The following is a 22,243-nucleotide window of genomic DNA, read 5'->3' as shown; positions in this document are numbered from 1 at the left end:
CCGCCACCTTCGCGAGCGAACCACCGAACTTGCCTACCGCGGTGCGGGCGGCCGAAACGATCACAATCTCAGTCATTATCCATTCCTGCGTTAGAAGTACTCACGAAATCCGCGATGCATATTCACGCTGATCGAACGACCCACCACGCATGCGATGACATGATCGACGCAGCGGTTTGAGGTCTTATCACACGCGAATGACGAATCGGTGAAACCGCGAAAGACGCTGAGCACACGACGTCGTGCGCAGCGTCATTCCGCGTGACGTAAAGCGAAGGATTATTGTTTGGCGGCCGCGCTGGCCGTGGCGGCGGCCGTGTCGAATTGACCTTGCGTCGCTTCGATGGCCTGACGGGTCATGCCGCGAATGCTCTCGGCAGCATTGCCGAACGCGGAAAACGTGGAGCGCATGGCCGCGATAAAGGCTTCCGAACCCGCGGGTGCATGCTGTGAGAATTGATCGGTCAACGCCTTCAGGCCGCGCTCTTGCTGCGTGGCCTGCGCTTGCACGACTTCGGTCCATGCGGCTTGAGTCTTCGTGGCGATGTCGAATAGATGGCGGCTATACGAGAGGCTTTTCGCGGCCAGTTGCTGCGAGGCGCTCACTTGCTGCGTGAAGAATTCCACCGGGCTGCCGGTTTGCAAGGCGCCCTTGAACGCGGCTTCGTTCTCGTTGAGCGCCGCGCGCGCTGCCTCCATGTTGAGCGCGATCACGGCTTCCGCGCCTTGCCATGCGGGCGTGATCAGAGCAAACCAGGTCGCGACGCCGGATGCGTAATTGGCGCGAAGATGCTCGGGTGCGGAAACAGTCATCGACGATGCTCCATGATTAGAAATGCTAAATGGATTGACTAAATGGCGCATCCGAAAAGCGGCCCGGAACGTAGCGTTCGATCTCTCATTTCAGCGGCCTGCTCGATTCGCGGCGCCATTTAGAGATTTGATTCTAAGCCAGAAATTTAACAATTTTGTGCAACACGGAATTAGGTATTAACCCTGGTGTATTCGGGATGGGTTTATTTTTTTCGGTTGTCAGGCAAATAAAGAATAGCCTTTGAATACAGGCTAAAACGTATTAGCGAGCGTTGAACGGCCCAATACCGCAGCCGGACAACGCATCGCCATGGGTTGGAGGTCAGACGATCAGAAGCCGTGAATTATTGCGATGCGATAAATCATCTGGTTTTCTCCAGACGAAATATCGGCCGAACCCGGAATGTTCGCGTAGTCGAATTGGGTACCGGTGTGGGCGCTCACTGCATGCTGCCATGCGCCTTCGAGATAAACGGACGTACGCGACGAGAGGTCGTAATTGAGCTTGAGGCTCACCTGATGCCATTTCGGGCGGAAGCTGCCCACGTTCGAGGTGAGATTCGCCTGGGTGTAGGTGTACGCGCCGCCGAGATACAGCGCGTGTGTGAAGTGATAGAGCGCATTGACTTCGACGTTGTCGAACTTCCACGCGTGCCACGTGCCGCCCGCGGGCTGCGTCGAGCCGCCGTCGGACGTGAAATAGGCGTTAGCGGTCGGATCGTAGACATCGACATGCGAATACGCAATGCCGAGCAGCCAGTCCGCAAACGCGTAATTCACGCCCACGCCGATATTCTGCTGCGACGACGCACTGAACGTGCTGTCGTCGGAGACCGCGCCCGAGGTGGTGCCGGGGTGATTCAGCTTCAAATACGACGCCGCGACCGTCAAGCCGCCGTGCACGTATTGCGCGGCGAAGCCATAAAGGCGGTTATCCGCGAATCCGCCTGCCTGATTGCTGAACGCATACATGGCTTCCGCGCTGAATCCGCGGTAGGTCGGCGAAACGTATTTGACGGCGTTATTCGCGCGAAATGAGTAGTCGGTGTTGTCGTTGTCGTAGGGGTGCGCAAAGATGTAGCCGGTCCAGTTGCCGTTGGCCGTCGTCGGCGAAAACATGTCGACGCTCGGATCGTACTGGCGGCCCAGCGTCAGCGTGCCGTACTGGTCGGATGCGATGCCCACCCATGCCTGACGCCCGAACTCGCGGCCGCCCTGGCTATTGCGCCCGGTATTCACGTCGAAGCCGTTTTCGATCTGGAAGATCGCGTGCGTGCCGCCGCCGAGATCCTCGCTGCCCTTCAATCCCCAGCGGCTACCGTAGTCATACCCGCTTTCCAGTTGATACGCGCTTTGGCCCCGGGCGTTGCTCGTGTAATTGAGCCCGTCCTCGATCTTGCCGTACAGCGTCACGCTGCTTTGTGCGTGGGCCGCACCGCTCGCGACCAGCGCCATGAACAGCAGGCCGCCGCTCTTTCCCCATGTTCTTGCGTACAAATCCGATCTCCCCGATTCAATGGGAACGGCACGGCGCGCAAGCCGTGTCGATCCGTTGTTGATGAAGGGAGGAGTGTCGAATACCGAAATTTTCGCACTAAGTGCTTGTGCGAGAAGAGACCTTTGCGAGATCCGGTGGAATCAACGCGTCCTTCAGCGCGGCTGCGCGACCGATGCGATCGCATCGCGACGCACTTTGTCGATGTACTTGCCCAGCGCGACCGTGGAAATCACGCCCACGGCGAGCGTGATGGCGAAAGCGGCGAGATGCTCGAGCGGCGAGTTGTGATGATTGAACATGTGCGTGGCTCCGTTGTGCGTCGTTAAGCGCGCTGCGTTTTGGGCGGCTGCATCAATCCGAGGCGGACGAGCACGCAGCGCAAAGTAATCTATGTCGGCATCCGGACAGGCTGTGTCCAGATGCGCGAACGCGTTCGGACACAGCCGCTGCACGCTGCCGTCGCCCTGCTTGCGCCGCGCCGCACATCCGCACGTCCGCCGCCGCACGCAGCGGTACAATGCCTGCAATCCAAGCAGGCCTGCGGGTACGGGACGTGAGCGAGTTTCAGGGTGAATTGACGGCGGGCGCCGATGCCGACGCGCAGGCGAGTTTGAACGAAGGCTTCATCCTCACCCGCCATTGGCGCGACACGCCCACGCATACCGAAGTCGACTTCTGGCTGGCCACGCCCACGGGGCCGCGCCAGTTGCGCCTGCGCGCGCAAACCTCGGTGGCCTTCGTGCCCGTCGAGCAGCAGGACGCGGCACGCGCTGAATTCGACGCAAAACCCGGCGTGGAATGGCGCCCGCTCGCATTGAAGGACTTCCATCAGCGGCCCGTGTTCGGGCTTTACGCGCGGCAGTATCGGCAATTGTCCAGCGCGGCGAAGCGGCTCGCGAAAGCGGGCGTGAATATCTACGAAGCCGATATTCAGCCGCCCGACCGCTACATGATGGAGCGTTTCATCACCGCGCCCGTGCTGTTTCGCGGCACGCCCGACGCGCGCGGCGTGCTGATCGACGGCGAGATGAAACCTGCGAGCGATTATCGCCCGGCGTTGAAACTCGTGTCGCTCGATATTGAAACCAGCACGCGCGGCGAACTGTATTCGATCGCGCTCGAAGGTTGCGGACAACGTCAGGTGTATATGCTCGCGCCCGAAAATGGCGACGCGAGCGGGCTCGATTTCGATTTCGAGTATTGCGACACCCGAGGGCAGATGCTGGAGCGCCTGAATGCGTGGATGGCGCTGCACGATCCCGATGCGATTATCGGCTGGAATCTCGTGCAATTCGATTTGCGCGTGCTGCACGAACATTCGCGTCAATATGGTGTGCCATTGCGCCTCGGCCGCGGTGGCGCCGTCATGGAATGGCGCGAGCACAGTATCAATCAGAATCACTATTTCGCTGCGGCGGCGGGCCGATTGATTATCGACGGCATCGAGGCCCTGCGTTCCGCGACCTGGAGTTTTCCGTCGTTCAGCCTCGAATCGGTGTCGCAAACGCTGCTGGGCGAAGGCAAGTCGATCGACAATCCGTATCAGCGCATGGACGAAATCCAGCGCCGCTTCGACGAAGACAAACCCGCGCTCGCACGCTACAACCTCAAAGACTGCGAACTCGTTACGCGCATCTTCGAGAAAACCGAATTGATGGCGTTTTTGCTGGAACGCGCCTCGGTTACGGGCTTGCCCGTGGATCGCAGTGGCGGTTCGGTCGCGGCTTTCACGCATCTGTATTTGCCGCGCATGCATCGGCTCGGTTATGTCGCGCCCAATCTCGGCGACATTGTGGGCGAAAACAGCCCCGGCGGTTTCGTGATGGATTCGCGGCCCGGCATTTACGATTCGGTGCTCGTACTCGATTACAAGAGCCTGTATCCGTCGATTATCCGCACGTTTCTGATTGATCCGGTCGGGCTGATCGAAGGCTTGCGTCAGCCCGGCGACGAGGCCTCCGTGCCCGGCTTTCTCGGCGCGCGTTTTTCGCGCACGATGCACTGTCTGCCCGAAATCGTGCGGCAGGTGTGGGAAGGCCGCGAACAGGCCAAGCGCATGAAAAACGCGCCGCTTTCGCAGGCGCTCAAGATCATCATGAACGCGTTTTACGGCGTACTCGGTTCGACGGGTTGCCGTTTTTTCGATCCGCGCCTCGCCTCGTCGATCACCATGCGCGGCCACGAAATCATGCGTAAAACGCGTGAATTAATTGAATCGCAAGGTTACGACGTGATTTACGGCGATACCGATTCGACCTTCGTCTGGCTCAAGCGCGCGCATTCGGAAGAGGACGCCACGCGCACGGGCCGCGAACTGGTCGCGCACGTCAACGCCTGGTGGAAAGCGCATTTGCAGACGCGCTTCGGTCTGGAAAGCGCACTCGAATTGCAATTCGAGCGTCATTATTCGCGCTTTCTGATGCCCACGGTGCGCGGCGCCGAGGAAGGCAGCAAGAAGCGTTATGCGGGCCTGTCGCGCGCGAAAGACGGCAGCGAAGAAATCGTGTTCAAGGGACTCGAAACCGTACGCACCGACTGGACGCCGCTCGCACAACAATTCCAGCGCGAACTGTATCGCCGCGTATTTCAGCGCGAGCCGTACGCCGACTATATTCGCGACTATGTGCAGCAGACCTTGCGCGGCGAATTCGATGACCAGCTGGTGTTTCGCAAACGGCTGCGCCGCCCGCTCAGCGAGTATCAGCGCAACGTGCCGCCACATGTGCGCGCCGCGCGTGTCGCCGACGAGTTCAATCGCCAGCTCGGCCGCCCGCTGCAATATCAGAATGGCGGCTGGATCAGCTACGTGATGACCACGGCCGGTCCCGAACCGCTCGAAACGCTCAGTTCGCCGCTCGATTACGCGTTCTATCTCTCGCGTCAGTTGCAGCCGGTCGCCGATGCGATTCTGCCGTTCCTGCGCGAAGAATTCGAAACCGTGATTTCCGGCCAGGCGAGTCTCTTCTAGTTTCCGAATTCACGCAGATTAACGCGACTTCAAACGCGCTTTGAGATTCGCCCGCACGTCCGGCCATTCGTCGTCGATGATGGAAAAGCGCACGGAATTGCGTTTGCGTCCATCGGGCATGATGCGTTCGTGGCGTACGATGCCTTCCTGTTTCGCGCCGATACGCAAAATAGCCGCGCGCGATTTCTCGTTCAATTCGTCGGTGGTGAATTGCACGCGCACACACTGCAACGTGTCGAACGCATAAGTCAGCAGCAGATATTTCGCCTCGGTATTCGCCGCCGAGCGTTGCATCGACGCCGAGAGCCACGTATGGCCGATTTCGAGTTTGCGATTCGCGCGGTCGAGTTTCCAGAAGCGCGTGCTGCCAATCACGCGCCCCGTCGCGCGCTGCACGATCGCGAACGGCATGACGGTGCCCGCGCGCTCGCCTTCAAGCGCCTTGTCGATATAGGCGTCGGCGGTGCCCGGTCCCGGCACCACGGTCACCTTGAGATGCCAGAGTTGGCCGTCGGCGGCGGCATCGATCAGGGCACTCGCGTCATCCGCGCGCAGAGGACGCAGTTCGACGATGTCGCCCGTCAGCGTCGGCGTTGAATGGGAAGACGTGTCGTTCATGATGGTTCGTGTGTTGGCGTTCGGCGCGAGGTAGCGTGCTGTTCGTGGTCCTCGCGGCGCAGCAGGCGGCCCGCGTTCGCGATCACGACGAACGTGCCTACGTTATGCAGGATCGCCGTCGCCACCGCACCCAATGCGCCCAGCGCCGCCAGCGCGATCACGGCCACCGTCCACGTCAAGCCGATCGCGGCGTTGGCCGTGGCGATGCGGCGACAGCGGCGGCCCAGCCGGATGCAGTCGGGCAGGCGGCGCAGATCGTCGGCGAGCAACACCACGTCGGCGGATGCCACGGCGATGTCGATACCGCGCTCGCCCATCGCCACGCTCGTCGAGCCCGCCTTGATCGCGAGCACGTCGTTCAGGCCGTCGCCGACCACGAGCGGATGATGCCCCGCATCGATCTCGCGCAGCACGTAATCGAGCTTGTCGTGCGGCAGCGCCTGCGCCACCACAGTCGCGATGCCGACCTGCGCCGCCAGCTTGTGCGCTACGTCCGCGCGGTCGCCGGTCACGAGCGCTTCGCGTGCGATGCCGAGCGCGCGCAGATCGGCGAGCGCCTCGCGCGCCTCGGCGCGCAAGGTATCCGCGAAACCGAACCACGCGAGCAGCTTGCCGTTTTGCACGAGACCCGCGCGCGGGCCGTCGAATTCAGCGGGCGCGGACGGCAGCGCATCCACGTATTGCGCGAGCAGTTCGTCGCGGCCCAATACGGCTTCGCCGTTGCGCGTGTTCGCGTGCACGCCGAGGCCGCGAAGCTCGCGCAGATCGTGCACGTCCTGCGCCTGCGCTTCGGCTTCCGCATTCAGACCGTCGCGCACCAGCGCGCGGCACACCGGATGCGCGCTGCCTTGCGCGAGCCGCACGGCCAGCGCGCGCGCCCGCGCTTCATTCACGCCAGGCTGCCACGCGATCTGCGTGACGCGCAGCTCGCCGTGCGTGAGCGTGCCGGTCTTGTCGATCACGAGCGAATCGATCTCGGCGATCTTGTCGAGAAAAGCCGCGTTGCGAAACAGCATGCCGCGCCGCGCGCCCGCCGCGATGCCCGCGATGGCCGTCGCCGGGGCGGCCAGCACGAGCGCGCACGGGCAAGCCGCGACGATCACCGCGAGCATCGCCGACGCGTTCGCGCTCACGAACCAGACAATCGCCGCGATCAGCAACACGAGCGCGAGATATGCATCCATATAGCGTTCGAGCGCCTGCGTGATGGGCGGCTTCGCGGCTTCCGCGCGCTGCATCAACTCGACGACCTTGCCGAGCGTCGACGCCTCGCCCACCTGCGTGACCTCCACGCGCAGCGGTCCATCGAGGTTGATCGCGCCGCCGTAGACGCTCGCGCCTTCGGCGGCGTCCTGCGGCAGCGACTCGCCGGTGATCGGGCCGTTGTCGACGCTCGACCGGCCTTCGCGCACGCACCCGTCGGCGGGAATGCGCGCGCCCGGCAGCACGTCGACGAGATCGCCGGGACGCAGCGCGTCGTACGCGACTTCCTCGATGGCGCCCGTCGCGCTCACGCGCCGCACGATGCCCGAGGTAAGCCGTCCGAGCGCGCGGATCGCTTCCTGCGAGCCGAGCACGCTGCGTTCTTCGAGCGCGTGGCCGAAGGTCATCACGATGGGCAGCAGCGCGGCGGTCGTCATGTCGCCGACGGCCCACGCGCCCAGCATCGCGAGCGCGATCAGGCGGTCGGTCACGCCGTGCAGACTTGGCGACTTGAGGCTGTGCCACGCACCTGCGAACACCGGCGGCGCGACGACGATCGAAGCGGCCGCCGCGAGCAATTGCGCGAGCGTCGCGTCGCCCTGAACGAGATGCGGCCACGCGAGCGAGAGCAGCAGCAGGCCGCCCGAGATCAGCGCGAGCAGCGTATGGCGCGTGATCGCGCGGCGCTCCTCGGCGGACATCGCGAGACCGGGCGCGAGGTGATCGGCGTGGGCTTCCTGCGTATCGTGACGCGCCGCGTGCGCGTCGAGGTTCGCTTCTTCGCGTTCGAGCGCTTCCGTTTGCGTATTCATCGTCATGGCGCGCGTCCCGGCAAGACGAGGCTCGACGCGTCGTTCGGATCGAGCGTCGTCACGCGCGCGGCCCTGGCCAGCACGGCCTGCACGCGCTCGCGATACGCACGCGCCACCAGCCCCGGATCGTGATCCTGCGCGAGCGCCGCTTCGAGCTGCGCGATCGTCGAGGTTTCGGATTGCGCCGTCGCCACGCGTTCGGCGGCGCTCGCCTGCGCGTCCTGCACGATGCGGTCGGCGTTCTGCTGCGCGCCCTGGCGCGTTTTCTCCGCGATCGTGCGCGCCTTCGCGACATCGCGTTCGGCGTTCTGCATCGACGTCAGCACCGCATTGAACGCGTCGATCGCCGAGCCCGGAAACGACGCCTGCACGTCCACGCGCGCGACTTCGATGCCGAGGCTCGCATGCGCGGCCGCGAGCGCATCGAGATGACGCTGGATCGCCCGCGCGAGATCGCCGCGCAACTGCTCGCGACGCACGGCCATCTGCTGATCGGCGGCCACCATTTCGGGGCGCGCGACGAGAATCGCATCGAGGTCGCGCTGCGCCGTCGTCTCCACGACCGCCGCGCTGACGATGCGTTCGAGCGCGTCGTCGAGATGATCGAGTTGCAACGCGTAGGCGTAGGGATCGGCGACGCGATAGAACAGCGTCGCGCTCACCTGCACCACGCCGCTGTCGCCGGTCAGCACGTAGCCCGAACCGGCGAGCGCGTCGCTGTCGAGGCCGAGCGTGGCGCTCGCGCGCGGATCGCGCGACAGCGACACGATGCGCCGCTCCAGCACGCGCTCGCTGCCCGGCACGAGCAGCACGCTCTCGAACGGACGTGGCCACGCCACGAGGAGGCCCGCGCCCTGGCTGCGCGCGAACGCGCCGAAGCGCGTGACCACCGCGCTGCTGTCGGCCGGAATGCGGCGCACGTTCGAGGTCGCCCACGCGAGCGCGGCCAGCACGGCCAGCACGGCGACGAACCAGAACGCCAGGCGCACGGCCTGGGCGCCGGGTCCGAGCGCGGGGAAGTCGTCGCGTGTGCTCATCGGGCCTTTCCGGCGGCTTTGGCGCTCGCGTGCGTCGGCGGCACCGTGAAAGTCGTGGGCGCGCCGCCCAGTCCCGGCGGCCCTTGCACGAGCGCGCGGAACGGCGCGGCGTCGGTGCGCAGAATCAGATTCGTGTTCGTATTGACGACCGACCCGAGCGTGTCGAGCGAGCGCAGCATCGTATAAAGCTGCGGATCGGCGGCGTAGCTCTTGCCGTAGATCGCGGCCGCGTCCTTGCGCGATTGCGCTTCGAGTTCGGCGGCCTTCACGTTGGCGTCGGCGATCAGCACGCGCGCGTCGCGGTCGGCGTCGGAGCGGATCTGCGCCGCTTCGCGCGCGCCTTGCGCCGTGCGCTGCGCGGCCACGGTCTCGCGCTCGGCGCGCATGCGCTCGACGGTCGCCGCGAGCGTCACGGCGGGCAGCGTGAGCTTCTCCAGCCCGACCTGCGTGACGTGCACGCCATACGCGGTGTAGACCTGCGCATCGACCTGACGGCGCAGTTGCTCCTCGAATTCGGGGATATGAACCTGCGTGGGATCGGTATTCACCAGCGAAGCGAGATCGAAACCCGCCGACGTCGTCTGCAACGCGGAGCCCACCAGCGAGCGGATCTGCCGCGCCGCTTCGTCGGGCTCGTTGCGCACCGCGCGCACGAAGCGGCCGATGTCGTTCGCGTTCTCCGGCACGCGCCACGCCACGTACGCCTGCACGATGATGCGCAGACCGTCGCGCGTGCCCACGTCCTGCAAGCCGCTCGACGTCGTATGCAGACGCAGATCGACGGGCACCGCCGCTTCGATCGGCGCGGGCCAGCGCCACGCGAGGCCCGGCTTGAGCAACACGCGCACGGGATCGCCGAAACGCGTGATCACCGTGGCCTCGCCTTCGCGCACCTGCACGAAGCTCGCGACCACGAGCGCGATCAGCACGCAGAGCGCGGCCAGCGTCACGCGCAGCACGAAACGCGGGCGCGGCGCGGGCGCGCCCGCCGCGCCGTGCGCGTGGCCGTGATGACCGTGATGATGATGTGAATGCGCATCGCCGTGCGCGTGATAGTGGCCCACGTTCAAATACCCTTGCTCAAGGTTCGCTCAAGTTTGAACCGGTTGATCCGGTCGAATGCCCGCTCAATGTCGCGCCGCTCACCATGCCGGCCTCACGCCCGCCGCCGCCGTGGCCGGCGTGAACGTGCGCAGGTCGATGGTCGCGCGGTTACCGCTCGCGAGGCGGTCGTCGATGATCGTCACGCTCGCGTTTTGCAGGCCTTTTTGCAGGCGATGCAGGTAATACTCGAACGCGAACGCGGGGCCACCGAGGCCTTGCGCGATCACGTCGGCGTCGAAATCGATCTGTTGCACGCGGGCGGCGGCGAGCGTGTCGGCGGCATCGGCGCTGCCTTGCGCCACCGCTTCGATCGCCTGCTGCTGCGCGCCGCCGAGCGTGGCCGCCGCGAAGCCGCGCGCTTGCACCACGCTCGCCTGCGCGCGAATCTGCGCCGCCTGCACGCCGTGATAGGCCGCCGCCGCGCCCGCCGGCGGATGCACGCTCTCGATCACCACCGCCATCACTTCGATGCCGCTCGCGAGACGGTCCAGCTCGCCCTGCACGCTCGCGCGCAGCGTGTTCGCCATCGCGGTCTGCGGCGTGTCGATCAGCGACTGCAAGGTGCGCGAGGCGAGATAGCGCACCACGGCGCGGTTCGCGATTGCCCGCACGGTTTCGTCCATATCGACGGCGCGATAGAGCGCCGCGCGCGCCGCCGCGTCCGAGAGCGCGATGCGGTAGTCGAGGCGCACATCGGCGCTCACGACCTGGAAGGCCTGCTGATCGCCGCTCGTGCCCGCGATCACCTGAGTGGTTTCCCACGGATGCGCGACGTCCCAGAGGCGGTTGAGCTGATCGGGCGGCGCGGCGTCGGCGGCCACGCGCGGCGCGGCCTGGCTCGCGTCGTTCGCGCTGCCCGAGACGATCAGTTGATGCACCGCGCCGTTGTCGATCACGCGCGTGCGCCCGAACGGCCAGGGCAAGCCGACGTGCAAGCCCGGTTGCCAGACGGCGACCGGCGCGCCGAAGCGCTCGTAGACGGCGCGCTGATCGGGACCGAGCACGGCGACGCCGCCCAGCAGCCAGCCGAGCACGACCACGGTCGCGATCGCGGCGGGCAGCAGGCGCACGAAACTTTGCAGCGCCCAGTTCTGCCGCAGGTCGATGCCGTAACGCATGCGCAACTGCGCGCTCAGCGCCGCGAAAGGCCGCGCCTGAACGCGCAATGCATTCGCGAGCGCGCTGTGCAGCAACCCCGAATCCGATAACGATGTCGATGACGATGACGATGCCGACGGTCCCGCAACGAACGCGGCCCACACCGAACGCGCCGCCAGCTCGACCGCCACGAGGCCGCTCAACACGGCGACGAGACGCACGAGCCAGGTCAGCGCCTCGCCCGTCTGCGCGAACCAGGCCGCGGCCGCCGCCGCGCTCAACGACACGACGAGGATCACGCGCAGCAGGCCGGCCAGCGCAGCGGGCTCGCGCGAAGCCTGTGCGTCTTGTGACGTTTGCATCGCCTGTGAAGCGCGATGCGTCTGCACGCGTTCGGCGTACAGCGCCGCGAACGCCAGCAGCAACGCCGCCACGCCCGCGACGAGCAACGGCGCGTGCGAACCGGCCGACGCGGCAACAGACGCATCGGCCATATTGGAGAGATCGGCGGAAATGGAAACCGTCGCGGCACCCGGCGCGGGCATCGTCCACGCGAACACCGCGAGCGCAATCGACACGAGCGCGCCAAACGGCACGACGGCCGGCCGCCACGGCAATGCGCGCAACAAGGCTTGCCACTGCGCGCGCTCATCGTCGGCGGATGAGGCTTCGTGCTGCGCGGCGGCGGCCTTCGAGCGGTCATGCCGGAACGCGAGCCGCGCGAGTTGCAGCAGCGTCTTCCAGAGCGGCGTGCTCGCGTGCATACGCTGCATGGCGAGACGCGTGCCGATCACCGCGAGCAGCAGGTTCAGACACGCACTCGCCAGCACCGCGCACGCACGCGCATCGATCATGAGACGCGGCGCGAGCATGGCGGCAAGCGCGAGCCCGGTCCACACGACGACGAGTCCCGCTGCGCAGCCGGCCAGCTTCGCATGACCCGCGCGGGCGGCCAGGCCGTACCCGGCGTCGCGGTTGTCGCGCGCTGCGCGATGCACCATCGGCAATCCTTACATGGAAATTACGGAAATCGGACGCGCAAACGTTGTCTATTCACGCGCCCCGAAACGCGCGCCCAATGTAGCGCGCTCGTTAAGGAAACTCAACATTAATAGACCGCCGTTGAAGCCGTGAGCGCGTGTCGGAGCGGTCCGCATGCATCGCTGAACGGGCATCGCGTTCACGTACGACAGCGCACTTTCGGCGCACTTTCGGCGCACAATAGCCGAGGCGGTGCGGGGGACAGGCAGGACTCGAATTCAAGCGGACGGCAAGCAGGCGATGGGCGGTTCGAGCGCCTGTGCGAGGCTGTCGTCATCGACGCTCAATCCAACATCGGCCATACGCTATGGACGGCTTGCTGATCGGACCGGCAACACGCAGGCAGGCGATCGCCGCAGCGCTCTGCGCGCTCGCGATCCTGCTCGCGCTCGCTCTCGCCGCGCCCCGCGCGCGCGATGCGCTGCCGCCCGTCGCGCCCTTCATGCCGATGTGCGCGCTCACCGTCTTCACCACGTCGGGCATCGCCGCCTTTCTGCTCGGCGGGCGTTTCGCGGCCACGCGCCTGCCGATGCTCGGCGCGCTCGGCGGCGCCTACGCGTTCACGGCCATCGCCGTCGCGCTCCAGCTCCTGATGTTTCCTGGCGTGTTCACGCGCAGCGGCCTGCTCGGCGCGGGGCCGCACAGCGCCGCGTGGATGTGGGTGTTCTGGCACGCGGGCTTCCCGGTCTTCGTGATCGTCGCGGCAAGCGTGCGCAACCGCGCGAGCGCCGTGACATCGTCGATGGCGACGGCGTCGACCTATAACGGCGCGCGCGGCTGGCTGCTCGTGGCCGGTCCCGCCGTGCTCGCAGCGCTGCTCGGCGTCCTCGTGATCCAGGTCGATTTCGCGCAGCCGTGGCCGGTGGCGCACGTCGCCGCGCCAGGCGGGTTGAGCGTTCAGGGCAATCCGCTTGCGGCGCACGCCGTGGGCATCGTCATCGGCGTGCTGAATCTGGCGGCCATCGCGGTCGTGCTGCTCAAGGGGCGGCTGCGGCTCGTGCTCGATCTGTGGATCGTGGTGGCGCTGCTCGCCTCGTTCGTCGATGTCGCGCTCAACACGCTGAGCGTCGAACGCTTCACCCTGGGCTGGTACGTTGCGCGCGTGTTCAGCATGTTCGCGCCGGGCGTGCTGGTGTGCGTGCTGGTCTGGGAAGTGACCGCGCTCTACCGGCGGCTCGCGCAGGAGCACGCCTCGCTCGTGCACAGCTCGGCGCACGATGCGCTCACGCGCATCTACAACCGCAGCTATTTCGACGAGCAGTTCCGCCGCGAGGTCGAGCAGGCGGCGCGCGCGGAGCGGCCGCTGTCGCTGGTGATGATCGACGTCGATCACTTCAAGCAGTACAACGACGCCTACGGCCATCTGCACGGCGACGCCTGTCTCGGCGCGGTGGCGGGCGCGCTCGCGAGCACGCTGCGGCGGCCCGGCGAATTCGTCGCGCGCTACGGCGGCGAGGAGTTTGCGCTGGTCCTGCCCGATACCCCCGCCGACGAAGCGGGCACCATCGCCGAACGCGCCCGCGCGGCGGTGGCGCGGCTCGCGATCGCCGCGCCGAGCCCGGACGGCCACGTGACGGTAAGCGCGGGCTGCGCGACCCGCAGTCCCTTGCCCGTCACCGTCGACGACACGCCGAACGCCGGCGCCCTCGCACTCATCGAAGCCGCCGACGCGGCGCTCTACGCGGCCAAGCGCGCCGGTCGCAACCGCATCGCGCGCGCGGACGCGAGCCTCGCCTGAGGACGTTTGCGTGACGATCGCGCTGCCTCATCGCCGCCGTCGATTCACCGCGCATGACGCGATTTCCCGCGCCGCGCGGCCCGCGCCGCACCGCGCGAAAGCCGTGCTACGCTAGGCCTCTTCCTCAGCGGGAGACGTCCATGGCCGACATCGCACACGTGTTCGTCCTGATGATGGAGAACCGTTCCTTCGATCACGTCTTCGGGCTAGCGGGCCTCGAAGGCGTCGCGCCGCCGCCCGCTTCGTGGGGCTTCGCCGCGGGTGCGCCCGACCGCATCGCGACCGACCCGCCGCACGAATTCGACGACGTGGCCGCGCAGATCGCGGGCACGCCGCCCATGAGCGGCTTCGCAAACGGGCCGAACGCGGCTGTTGCGATGCAGGGCTTCGGCGCGGGCGCGCTGCCCGTCGTGGACCAGCTCGCGCGCGAGTTCGTGCTGTTCGACAACTGGTTTTCGTCGATGCCCGGACCCACCTGGCCCAACCGCTTCTTCGCGCATGCGGCGGCGTCGGGCGGCCTCGCCAACAGTCCGGGCGGACTGACGAGCGCGGCCTCGGAAACCATCGACAGCCTCGGCTTTTCGTTCCAGAACGGCACGCTGTTCGCGCGCCTCGCCGCGAGCGGCAAGCGCTGGCGCGTCTATCACGCCGACGCCTTTCCGCAGGTGCTGGCCATCAAGGGCCTCGTGGGCGGCTTCTTTCACGGCGACACCTTCCGCACGATCCGACCCGGCAGCGCCGACGACGCCTTCCAGCAAGATCTCAACGACAGCAGCGGCTACGACATCGACTACACCTTCATCGAGCCGAGCTACGGACTGCTGAGCGCGAATTTCGCCGATGGCAATTCGCAGCATCCGGTCGGGTCGATGTCCTCGGGCGAGCGCTTCATCCAGTACGTGTACGAGACGATCCGCAACGCGCCGGCCGTCTGGGCGCGCAGCGCGCTGCTGGTGACGTGGGACGAACACGGCGGCTTTTTCGATCACGTGCCGCCACCCGCCGCCGAGCCGCCGGGCGACGCCGATCTGAACAGCCATCGCGCCGCCGTGCCCAGCGAGTTCGCGTTCGACCGGCTGGGCGTGCGCGTGCCCGCGCTGCTGATTTCGCCGTGGGCGCCGCGCGGACGCACGGGCAGCGCGCTGTTTCCGCGCGCGGCGGGCGCGCCGCAGGACACGGCGTTCGACCATGCGTCGATCGTGCGCTCGGTGCGCGAGCTGTTCGGCCTTGGCGCGCCGTTGACGCAGCGCGACGCGACCTCGCCTTCGTGGCTCGGCGCCTTGCTTGCCGCCCCGCGGGCAAGCGGCGACGACGGGCCCGCGCGGTTGAACGTAACCGGCGCGGCCGCTGCCGCTGCGCCCTCGCCCGCCGACGCCGCCGCCCCCGTGGCGCGCGCGCCGCTGGCCGGCGTGGCCACGCCCACGTTCAATCAGGTCAGCGGATTCGCGTCGATTGCGCACGCACTCGATCTGCAAATGGCCGAGGACACGAGCGACGTCCCCGCCATCGAGGACCCGTCGCTGTTCGGCGCGCGGCTGCGCGGGCAGTCGCCGGGCTCGGCCATGCCGCGCGCCGCCACGCCCGGACACCCGACCGCGCAAGCCGTGGCCGACTATGTCGCCTATATCGCGAAGCAGACCGACGCGCATCGGCGGCGAAGCGGACGTCGCTGAGCCGCGCGCAATGCGTCAGCGTGCGCGATCGACGCGATAGCGCTTCGGCGGCGGCACGGGCTTCGCGCGGCGCGCCGGACGTTTGGCGCGCCGCGCGCCGGATTGCGCCGCGGCTTCCCGCGCCGCCACCGGCTCGATGCGCACACGCGCCGACCCCGCGCCCGAATAACCGAGCACGCGCGCCGCGCCGAACGACAGGTCGATCACGCGACCGCGCGCATACGGCCCGCGATCGTTGATGCGCACGACCACGGAGCGCCCCGTTGCGGGCAGCGTCACGCGCGCGAACGAGCCGAACGGCAGCGTGCGATGCGCCGCAGTCAATGCGTACATGTCGAAACGTTCGCCGTTCGCGGTGCGATGGCCATGGAATTCGCGTCCGTACCACGACGCGATGCCGGTCTGAAAGCGTCGCTGCGCGTGCCGCATGCGCTCGACATGCTGGCCGGATACCGCGTGGTGCGACGCGACACGCGTGTGCTTCTGCGCAGAGACTGCGTGCCCTTCGCGCGTCTCATGCCTGATCGGCGAAACCGGCGCGGGCTTGCGCGCCTGCGCCGTGCCCATCAACGCAACAAGCAGCGGCACCAGCGCGACGCGCCAACGCCGCGCGACGGGTGCGTTTTGGCCCCGCGCGCGCCCGAGCGCCACGGCAAACTGGATCTTCTTCAACGTGTTCCCGAGGGTCTGATTGTTCTTCCGCCCGCGCCTGGCAGGCGTGCAGCGTGCGCCCGGTCAGGGCTGCGTGAGCGGCCCCGAACCGGCAGGCAGATGCGCGAGCGGGTCGACCGGCTTGCCGCCTTCGCGCATCTCGAACTGGAGCAGCGCTTGACCATCGGCGCGTGCCCCCATTTCGGCGATGGACGCGCCCTGCTGCACCGGATCGCCTTCCGCGACGAGCAGGCGGCGGTTGTTGCCGTACGCGGTCACATAGCCGTTCTCGTGCTTGACGATCACCATCAGCCCGTAAGCCTTGATGCTGTCGCCCGCATACACCACGCGTCCGGGCGCGGCGGCGCGAATCGGCGTGCCCGCATGACTGGCGATCTCGATCCCGCGTGCGCCATCGGCACCGAACTCGCGCACGATCACGCCGCTCACGGGCCACACGAAGCGACTGCTCGCGCTCGCCGACACCGCGCCCGCGGACGGCTGCGCTTGAGCCGACGCGCCGTCATGCCACGCACGCCAGTCCGGCGGCCCCATGCGCAGCGTCTGCCCGGCATGCAGCGGCGCGTTTTCCTCCAGGCTGTTCCATTGCGCGACGTCGCGCGCAGTGCGCCCGAAGGCGAACGCCACGCTCTGCAAGGTGTCGTTGGGCTTCACGCAGTAGTAGCCCGCGATCACGCCATGGCACGCGGACGCCGCGCCGCCGCGTTCGAAGTCGCCGTCGAACGCACAACCGGACAGCGTCGCGGCCGCGGTCACCGCCACGGTCGCTACCAGACCACTTGCCCACCCCGCGCCGCGTCCCGGCCTGACCATGAACGACCCCAGCCACGATTTCATTGATTCGTCATCCTATGTTTATCGGCAATGCAGGCGGCGCGTCGATTCGACGGAGTCCACCACGCGGCCAGTCGAATGCGCAAGCGGCGCAAGTCCCGTTCGGGAGCCTGCGCCGCTGCGAAATGCGCCGCTTCAGGCGGCCATGACGTTGGCGTTAGTGCTGAAATGCCGGCGCCTGATCGAGCGGCTGTGCACGATCGGCGGGCGATTGCATGGCGACGTCGCGGCGGGCGTGGTGCTTGCCGCTGTGCTTGTGGGCGTGCTTGTGATGATGGCCGGCGGGCGCGGCGGATGCCGTCTGCGTGAAGGCAGCGGCGGAAACGAAAAGGGCGAGGCTGGCGATCAGGATGCGCTTCATGGTGTGACTCGATAAAACGGGATTAAGAAGGATCGAGAACCAACCAAGCGATTGGCCCTCGCCCGCAAAACGCCCACCTTATCGCCCAGTTGACGCCCCGCTCTCACACCTGACAATCCTTTACAACAATGCGCGAAACCCGACCATCTCTGCAAATTTCCCTTAAATTGCGGGGCCGCTTTGCGCGTCGCGGATGACCTTCGCGATCGCCTCAGAACACGCCGAGTGCGAGTCCCGCCGCCAGTCCTTCGCCGAGTTCGGCGCAGCGCGCGAGATCGTCGGGGCCGATGATCTTCGGCGCGAGAATGCGCTCCGGCGTTTGCGCGTGCGTGCACACGATCATTCCTTGCGCCACGGCTTTCAACCGCCAGCCCGTCGCGATGCGTTCGATCTGGCGCAGCGCGTTTTGTCCGTCGCTGCCCGCGCAGATCATCGCGGCATAAGGACGCCCGTTTACGCGGTCGAGTGCCGCGTAATAGCAGCGATCGAAGAAGTCCTTCATCAGCCCGGACATCGATGCGAGATTCTCGGGCGTCGCGAACAGATAGCCGTCGGCGGCCAGGACATCGTTTGGAACGCTGGCGTCGGCGCGTTGCAGACGCACGTTCACGCCCGCCTGCGCACGCGCCGCGCGCGCGGACGCTTCGGCCATCTGCTGCGTGCCGCCCGTCATCGAGTGATAGACGATCAATAGCGTTTTCATTGCGTCTTTGTGAGCCTGTTCGCTTCGCGAAATGCCGATGATACCGTGCCCGCCCGCGCCCACAGCGCGCGCCCGGCGCTTCGCAGTATTATCAGGCGATGCCTACCTCTACCTATGTCGCCCTGCTGCGCGCCGTGAATGTCGGCGGCACCGGCAAACTCGCGATGAACGAACTGCGCGCGATGTGCGAAGCACTCGGTTTCGCCAACGTGCGCACCTATATCGCCAGCGGCAATGTCGTGTTCGACAGCCGCCTCGCCGCATCGAGCGTGAAGAAGCAACTCGAAGCGAGCCTCGCGACTTACGCGGGCAAACCCGTCGGCGTGCTGTTGCGCAACGCCGCCGAGATGGCGGCCATCGTCGCCGCCAATCCCTTCGCCGATGCGCCGCCCGATCGCACTGTCGCGATCTTTCTCGACACCGCGCCGCCCGCTAACCTGCTCGAAACGGCGCGCGGCCAGCAAGCGGAAAGCATCGTCGCGGGCAAGCGCGAAATCTACGTGCAGTATCCGGACGGCATTGGCCGCTCGAAGCTCAAACTGCCCGCTGCCGCCGACGGCACCGCGCGCAATATGAACACCGTCGCCACGCTCGCGCAATGGGCCAATCAGCGCGCCGAATAAAAATGAAAGCTCGCTGACGCCTTCGCGAAGCCGCGGTGCAGCACGACTGTCACGCGTCTGTCTTATGATGAAACGCCATGCACCCGGAGATGCAGACGATGACGCTTCCCTACGGTTTCGCAAAAGGCAAGATCACTTCCGCGCCGCAACTCAAGCCCACGCAGCGGCCGCATGAAGTGCAGTATCACCTGCATTTCGGCCTCGATGTGGGCGGCGCGCAGTGGGATGTGGCGGTCAATGTCGGCACCACCGACGCCGACGACCTGCTCAAATACAAGCTGCTCTTCGATTTCCGCCACGCCATGTTGCAGACGCTGCAAGCCGATGCCTCGGGCGAGCAGAATCTCACGGGCCAGCACGCGCTGCCCGCGCTTGATTTCCAGCGCAGCGACTTTCTCGCCAACACCGGCGCATGGCGCAACAGCGACGTGATGGACGGCACCGATGCCGTCGAACCGGTCGCCACGCTCCAGCGTCTTTTGTTGCGCGCGCAACAATCCGGCTACGACGTTTATGTGTATGGCCGCTTCTACAGCGAAGGCAACGGCGTACACGACGTGCACATGAATCAGGGATCGAAAGGCGAATTCATTCATCGCGCGGGCAACGACCGCAACGATCACAACGACATCTGGCAGGACGGCGCGCTGCTCGTCGACGTGGGCGCGCCGCAATGGGCGCTCTATGTGGCCGCGTTCGATCAGCAATATCTGCCGACCGACGATCTCGGCAATCCCACCGCGGACTCGAAACCGATCGCCTGAGCGGTCAGCGCGATTCAGCCCCGCCGCAAGATAAGCGCGGCAATATGCGCGACATGTCAGGCCGATCGTTGATACAGCGGCGCGGGCTATCGTAATATACGCGAAGTTATATCGACGCTTTGTCGATTTTTCCGGTCGATTTTCAGCCGATCCCCTGTCGATCGCCGTCAGGCCGCCGCGCGGCCCGGAGCCTCCACGATGAACCTCGCGCCCCACGCCGCTGCGGCCACTTCCACCGATCACACCGATCACACCGATCACACCGATCACACCGATCACACCGATCACACCGATCCTGCCGACGAAGACGTCGTACTCACGCTCTCCGGCAGCGTGGTACGGCCTCAAACGCTCACGCTCGCAGCCTTGCGCGCGATGCCGAGCGTCACGTGCGCGCCCTTCGATCTGCGTTGCTACACCACGCAGCGGTTCATCCGCACGGTCGAGCCTTATCGCGGCGTGCTGCTGACGGCGTTGATCGAGCACGCGGGCCTGCACTGCGAAGCGCCCGGCGACTTCAAGCGCATGATCTTTCTGGCCGTCGGCCATGACGGCTATGCCGTGCCGTTCACGTGGCACGAGCTGTTCAACTCGCCGGTGGGCGAGCAGGCCATCGTCGCCTACGAATGCGGCGGCCAGCCGCTCAGCGCCGCGGACGGCGCGCCCGTGCTGTTTTCCGGCGCGGATAACGTGCCCGCGCCGCGCCATCTGAAGCGTCTCGCGCGCATCGAAACGCGCGTGCTTGCGCCTTGAACATGCCTTGAGCACGCCGCTCAGGCGAGCGCCGCCATCGCGTGCTTGAGGCCCATCACCGCGCGCGCCGACGTCATACTCCCGCGCTCCGGAAAGAAGCCAAGTTCGACGCCCTTGTGCTCGCCGTGCGCAAACACCGCGCGGCATGACGCGTGCACCTGCGTCGCGCCGCTCGCGCGCACGATGCCCGCCACGTTGAGCGCGTCGATGCCGCTGCCCGGCATGATGCCGATGCGGTTCGCCGCGTGCCGCACGAGGGCGTTCAGCGCGACGATGCCATCAGCCGCGCGCGCGGCGCCGCCCGAAGTCAGAATGCGTTCGAAGCCCAGCGCCACCGCTTCTTCGAGCGCGCGCGCCGGATCGGGCACGAGATCGAAGACGCGATGCAACGTGGTGCCGAGCCCGCGCGCGCGTTCGCACAAGACGGCCAGCATCTGCACGTCGAGCTGACGATCGGCCCGCGCCGCGCCGAGCACGACGCCCGCGAGACCGGCCGCGCGCATGGCGTCGATATCGGCGAGCATGGCTTCCGTGTCGGCGGGCGACCACGCGAACGAGCGCGCGTGCGGCCGGACCATCGCGTAGACGGGAATCGGCGCGTGCGCCGCCGCCGCGATCAGGCCGGGCGTCGGCGTGAGGCCCCCCAGATCGAGCGCCGAACACAATTCAATCCGATCGGCGCCGCCCGCGACGGCGGCGTCGAGTCCGTCCACGCTGTCCACGCAAATTTCGAGCGTAATAGGCATCGGCGATCCTTGTTTCATGAGGTGAAAGAGCGTTGACGAGGCTTAGCGGTTTGAAGCCTGACGCGCGAGCAGCGCCGCGCCGATCAGGCCGCCATCGGCGCTGAAACGGCCGGGCACCACGAGCGGTTCGTCGCGCCGATGCAGCACGCGCGAGCGGACCGCCTGATCGAGCCGCCCTATCAGCGCGGGCGAACCGGCGAGCCCGCCGCCCACCGTCACGCGCGACGCGCCCGTGACGTTGACCACGGCAGCCAGCGGATCCGCGACCAGTTCGAGCCAGACGCCGATCGTGCGCACGGCGGCGCGATCGGCGTGCGTCCAGGCATCGAGGATCGCGTGGCTGTCCAGTGCGGGTGTCGGCGAATCGGTGGTCGATGCCGCGTTCAGGAACACATGCAGCCGCTCGATCCCGCGCGCGCCGCCTATCGCATCGACACAACCGCGCTGACCGCAGCCGCACGCGAAGCGCGGCACGTACAGCGGCTCGGGCTCGCCTTCCGGCTGACATTGCGTGTTGACGATGGGACCGTGCCCCCACTCGCCCGTCACGCCGCCCGCGCCCTGTATCAGCTGTCCGTTCGCGACGAGGCCGCCGCCGACGCCCGTGCCGAGCACGGCGGAGAACACCACGCGATGACCGGCGCCCGCGCCGGCCACGGCTTCCGCGAGCGCGAGGCAGTCAGCGTCGTTCGCGGCGAACACCGGGCGGCCGAGCCGCGCGCCGAGTTCGCTCGCGAGCTTGCGGCCCGTGATACAGGGAATATTGGCGGAAAACGCGGTGCTGTCGGCGGGATCGACGAGGCCCGCAATCGATAGCGCGAGCGCCGCATCCGCGGCACCGTCGACATGCGCCGCGAGCATTGCACTCAACGTATCGACGAATTGAGTCCAGTCGTGCGCGGGCGTAGGCTGCTTCGCGAGCGCGACGAGTTCGCCCGCGTGCGTGCAGGCGGCGAGGCGGATGAACGAGCCGCCGATATCGGCGGTATAGAGCGTGCGCGCGCCCGCGAGTGCGGGCAGGGCGTGATCCGGCATGAAGGACCTCTCGCAGCGCCGCCCGCGCGGCTTGCGCGCGCCGCGCCGGGCGATCCCGGCCGACGCCTGTGAGCGGCAGCCCTCACACTTTACGCGGCGCGCCGTGGTCGAAGCAAACGCACCGTCTTGAGCGCTTCAAACCGCCGCCG

Annotated in this window: 20 protein-coding genes; 6 read left to right on the top strand and 14 right to left on the bottom strand. The window is 66.9% G+C overall.

What is annotated here, in order from left to right:
* Positions 1-279: 279 nt before the first annotated feature.
* From phaP to SB764_RS10380, 3 genes are all read right to left on the bottom strand, one after another.
* A complete protein-coding gene (gene phaP, locus SB764_RS10390) occupies positions 280-813 on the bottom strand; it encodes a TIGR01841 family phasin (protein ID WP_321871085.1) in 534 nt (177 codons plus the stop codon).
* A 330-nt stretch (positions 814-1,143) separates the two neighbouring features.
* A complete protein-coding gene (locus SB764_RS10385; protein ID WP_065061542.1) occupies positions 1,144-2,268 on the bottom strand; it encodes a porin in 1,125 nt (374 codons plus the stop codon).
* Between the two features lie 195 nt (positions 2,269-2,463).
* On the bottom strand, positions 2,464-2,610 hold the full coding sequence (locus SB764_RS10380) for a hypothetical protein (RefSeq protein WP_167371395.1): 147 nt from the start codon (positions 2,608-2,610) through the stop codon (positions 2,464-2,466).
* Positions 2,611-2,828: 218 nt separating this feature from the next.
* Here SB764_RS10380 and SB764_RS10375 point away from each other — a divergent pair, with 218 nt between their 5' ends.
* Positions 2,829-5,279 carry a DNA polymerase II gene (locus tag SB764_RS10375; RefSeq protein WP_321871086.1) on the top strand — a complete coding sequence of 817 codons (2,451 nt, stop codon included), beginning with the start codon at positions 2,829-2,831 and terminating at the stop codon, positions 5,277-5,279.
* A gap of 18 nt (positions 5,280-5,297) precedes the next feature.
* Here SB764_RS10375 and SB764_RS10370 read toward each other — a convergent pair whose 3' ends face one another.
* The 5 genes from SB764_RS10370 to SB764_RS10350 all read right to left on the bottom strand — a co-directional run bounded on the left by SB764_RS10370 (position 5,298) and on the right by SB764_RS10350 (position 12,152).
* On the bottom strand, positions 5,298-5,897 hold the full coding sequence (locus SB764_RS10370; protein ID WP_065061541.1) for a GNAT family N-acetyltransferase: 600 nt from the start codon (positions 5,895-5,897) through the stop codon (positions 5,298-5,300).
* On the bottom strand, positions 5,894-7,918 hold the full coding sequence (locus tag SB764_RS10365) for a heavy metal translocating P-type ATPase (protein ID WP_410863480.1): 2,025 nt from the start codon (positions 7,916-7,918) through the stop codon (positions 5,894-5,896). Before SB764_RS10365 ends, SB764_RS10370 begins: the two co-directional genes overlap by 4 nt.
* A complete protein-coding gene (hflK, locus tag SB764_RS10360) occupies positions 7,915-8,949 on the bottom strand; it encodes a protease modulator HflK (RefSeq protein WP_065061540.1) in 1,035 nt (344 codons plus the stop codon). The genes SB764_RS10365 and hflK overlap by 4 nt, the downstream gene beginning before the upstream one ends.
* Entirely contained in the window at positions 8,946-10,013 is a 1,068-nt protein-coding gene (gene hflC / locus SB764_RS10355) for a protease modulator HflC (protein WP_110329216.1), read from the bottom strand. The genes hflK and hflC overlap by 4 nt, the downstream gene beginning before the upstream one ends.
* Before the next feature lie 78 nt (positions 10,014-10,091).
* Complete coding sequence (locus SB764_RS10350; RefSeq protein WP_410863478.1) at positions 10,092-12,152, bottom strand: SPFH domain-containing protein; 2,061 nt, start codon at positions 12,150-12,152, stop codon at positions 10,092-10,094.
* Between the two features lie 347 nt (positions 12,153-12,499).
* Between SB764_RS10350 and SB764_RS10345 the strand changes: the two genes are divergently transcribed.
* The gene (locus SB764_RS10345; protein WP_410863476.1) at positions 12,500-13,930 is read left to right on the top strand and encodes a GGDEF domain-containing protein; all 1,431 of its coding nucleotides are present in this window, start codon (positions 12,500-12,502) and stop codon (positions 13,928-13,930) included.
* A 140-nt stretch (positions 13,931-14,070) separates the two neighbouring features.
* Complete coding sequence (locus SB764_RS10340) at positions 14,071-15,603, top strand: alkaline phosphatase family protein (RefSeq protein ID WP_410863474.1); 1,533 nt, start codon at positions 14,071-14,073, stop codon at positions 15,601-15,603.
* A gap of 15 nt (positions 15,604-15,618) precedes the next feature.
* Here the strand turns inward: SB764_RS10340 and SB764_RS10335 are convergent, their stop codons facing one another.
* From SB764_RS10335 to SB764_RS10320, 4 genes are all read right to left on the bottom strand, one after another.
* Entirely contained in the window at positions 15,619-16,275 is a 657-nt protein-coding gene (locus SB764_RS10335) for a septal ring lytic transglycosylase RlpA family protein (RefSeq protein WP_410863472.1), read from the bottom strand.
* 63 nt (positions 16,276-16,338) lie between these two features.
* Positions 16,339-17,112, bottom strand: coding sequence for a peptidoglycan DD-metalloendopeptidase family protein (locus SB764_RS10330; RefSeq protein ID WP_410863471.1), 774 nt, complete (start codon positions 17,110-17,112; stop codon positions 16,339-16,341).
* A gap of 154 nt (positions 17,113-17,266) precedes the next feature.
* Positions 17,267-17,470, bottom strand: coding sequence for a hypothetical protein (locus SB764_RS10325; RefSeq protein WP_074981856.1), 204 nt, complete (start codon positions 17,468-17,470; stop codon positions 17,267-17,269).
* Between the two features lie 211 nt (positions 17,471-17,681).
* The gene (locus SB764_RS10320) at positions 17,682-18,173 is read right to left on the bottom strand and encodes an NAD(P)H-dependent oxidoreductase (RefSeq protein ID WP_110329214.1); all 492 of its coding nucleotides are present in this window, start codon (positions 18,171-18,173) and stop codon (positions 17,682-17,684) included.
* Positions 18,174-18,271: 98 nt separating this feature from the next.
* Between SB764_RS10320 and SB764_RS10315 the strand changes: the two genes are divergently transcribed.
* From SB764_RS10315 to SB764_RS10305, 3 genes are all read left to right on the top strand, one after another.
* Positions 18,272-18,796: a DUF1697 domain-containing protein gene (locus SB764_RS10315; RefSeq protein ID WP_321891412.1), complete on the top strand. Its 525-nt coding sequence runs from the start codon at positions 18,272-18,274 to the stop codon at positions 18,794-18,796.
* Positions 18,797-18,894: 98 nt separating this feature from the next.
* The gene (locus tag SB764_RS10310) at positions 18,895-19,560 is read left to right on the top strand and encodes a DUF2278 family protein (protein ID WP_110329213.1); all 666 of its coding nucleotides are present in this window, start codon (positions 18,895-18,897) and stop codon (positions 19,558-19,560) included.
* 198 nt (positions 19,561-19,758) lie between these two features.
* The gene (locus tag SB764_RS10305) at positions 19,759-20,313 is read left to right on the top strand and encodes a molybdopterin-dependent oxidoreductase (protein ID WP_410863469.1); all 555 of its coding nucleotides are present in this window, start codon (positions 19,759-19,761) and stop codon (positions 20,311-20,313) included.
* Positions 20,314-20,333: 20 nt separating this feature from the next.
* On the opposite strand, the gene SB764_RS10300 is transcribed toward SB764_RS10305, so the two are convergent.
* Together SB764_RS10300 and SB764_RS10295 are read right to left on the bottom strand one after the other, a co-directional pair.
* The gene (locus SB764_RS10300; protein ID WP_110329212.1) at positions 20,334-21,059 is read right to left on the bottom strand and encodes a copper homeostasis protein CutC; all 726 of its coding nucleotides are present in this window, start codon (positions 21,057-21,059) and stop codon (positions 20,334-20,336) included.
* A 42-nt stretch (positions 21,060-21,101) separates the two neighbouring features.
* Complete coding sequence (locus SB764_RS10295) at positions 21,102-22,094, bottom strand: ROK family protein (protein ID WP_321871099.1); 993 nt, start codon at positions 22,092-22,094, stop codon at positions 21,102-21,104.
* Positions 22,095-22,243 lie beyond the last annotated feature (149 nt).

The sequence above is a fragment of the Paraburkholderia sp. SIMBA_027 genome (genome assembly GCF_046535315.1).
GTDB lineage: Bacteria > Pseudomonadota > Gammaproteobacteria > Burkholderiales > Burkholderiaceae > Paraburkholderia > Paraburkholderia tropica.
The sequence above is the reverse complement of the archived record's forward strand: the minus strand, read 5'-3'. Positions and strand labels throughout refer to the sequence as shown.

Coding starts and splice junctions, on each gene's coding strand:
- SB764_RS10350 (WP_410863478.1), bottom strand. CDS start 12,152: ATGGTGCATCGCGCAGCGCGCGACAACCGCGACGCCGGGTACGGCCTG.
- SB764_RS10325 (WP_074981856.1), bottom strand. CDS start 17,470: ATGAAGCGCATCCTGATCGCCAGCCTCGCCCTTTTCGTTTCCGCCGCT.
- SB764_RS10300 (WP_110329212.1), bottom strand. CDS start 21,059: ATGCCTATTACGCTCGAAATTTGCGTGGACAGCGTGGACGGACTCGAC.
- SB764_RS10345 (WP_410863476.1), top strand. CDS start 12,500: ATGGACGGCTTGCTGATCGGACCGGCAACACGCAGGCAGGCGATCGCC.
- SB764_RS10315 (WP_321891412.1), top strand. CDS start 18,272: ATGCCTACCTCTACCTATGTCGCCCTGCTGCGCGCCGTGAATGTCGGC.
- SB764_RS10295 (WP_321871099.1), bottom strand. CDS start 22,094: ATGCCGGATCACGCCCTGCCCGCACTCGCGGGCGCGCGCACGCTCTAT.
- SB764_RS10320 (WP_110329214.1), bottom strand. CDS start 18,173: ATGAAAACGCTATTGATCGTCTATCACTCGATGACGGGCGGCACGCAG.
- SB764_RS10380 (WP_167371395.1), bottom strand. CDS start 2,610: ATGTTCAATCATCACAACTCGCCGCTCGAGCATCTCGCCGCTTTCGCC.
- SB764_RS10385 (WP_065061542.1), bottom strand. CDS start 2,268: ATGGCGCTGGTCGCGAGCGGTGCGGCCCACGCACAAAGCAGCGTGACG.
- SB764_RS10365 (WP_410863480.1), bottom strand. CDS start 7,918: ATGACGATGAATACGCAAACGGAAGCGCTCGAACGCGAAGAAGCGAAC.
- SB764_RS10370 (WP_065061541.1), bottom strand. CDS start 5,897: ATGAACGACACGTCTTCCCATTCAACGCCGACGCTGACGGGCGACATC.
- SB764_RS10305 (WP_410863469.1), top strand. CDS start 19,759: ATGAACCTCGCGCCCCACGCCGCTGCGGCCACTTCCACCGATCACACC.
- SB764_RS10340 (WP_410863474.1), top strand. CDS start 14,071: ATGGCCGACATCGCACACGTGTTCGTCCTGATGATGGAGAACCGTTCC.
- phaP (WP_321871085.1), bottom strand. CDS start 813: ATGACTGTTTCCGCACCCGAGCATCTTCGCGCCAATTACGCATCCGGC.
- hflK (WP_065061540.1), bottom strand. CDS start 8,949: ATGAGCACACGCGACGACTTCCCCGCGCTCGGACCCGGCGCCCAGGCC.
- SB764_RS10375 (WP_321871086.1), top strand. CDS start 2,829: ATGCCTGCAATCCAAGCAGGCCTGCGGGTACGGGACGTGAGCGAGTTT.
- SB764_RS10310 (WP_110329213.1), top strand. CDS start 18,895: ATGACGCTTCCCTACGGTTTCGCAAAAGGCAAGATCACTTCCGCGCCG.
- SB764_RS10330 (WP_410863471.1), bottom strand. CDS start 17,112: ATGAAATCGTGGCTGGGGTCGTTCATGGTCAGGCCGGGACGCGGCGCG.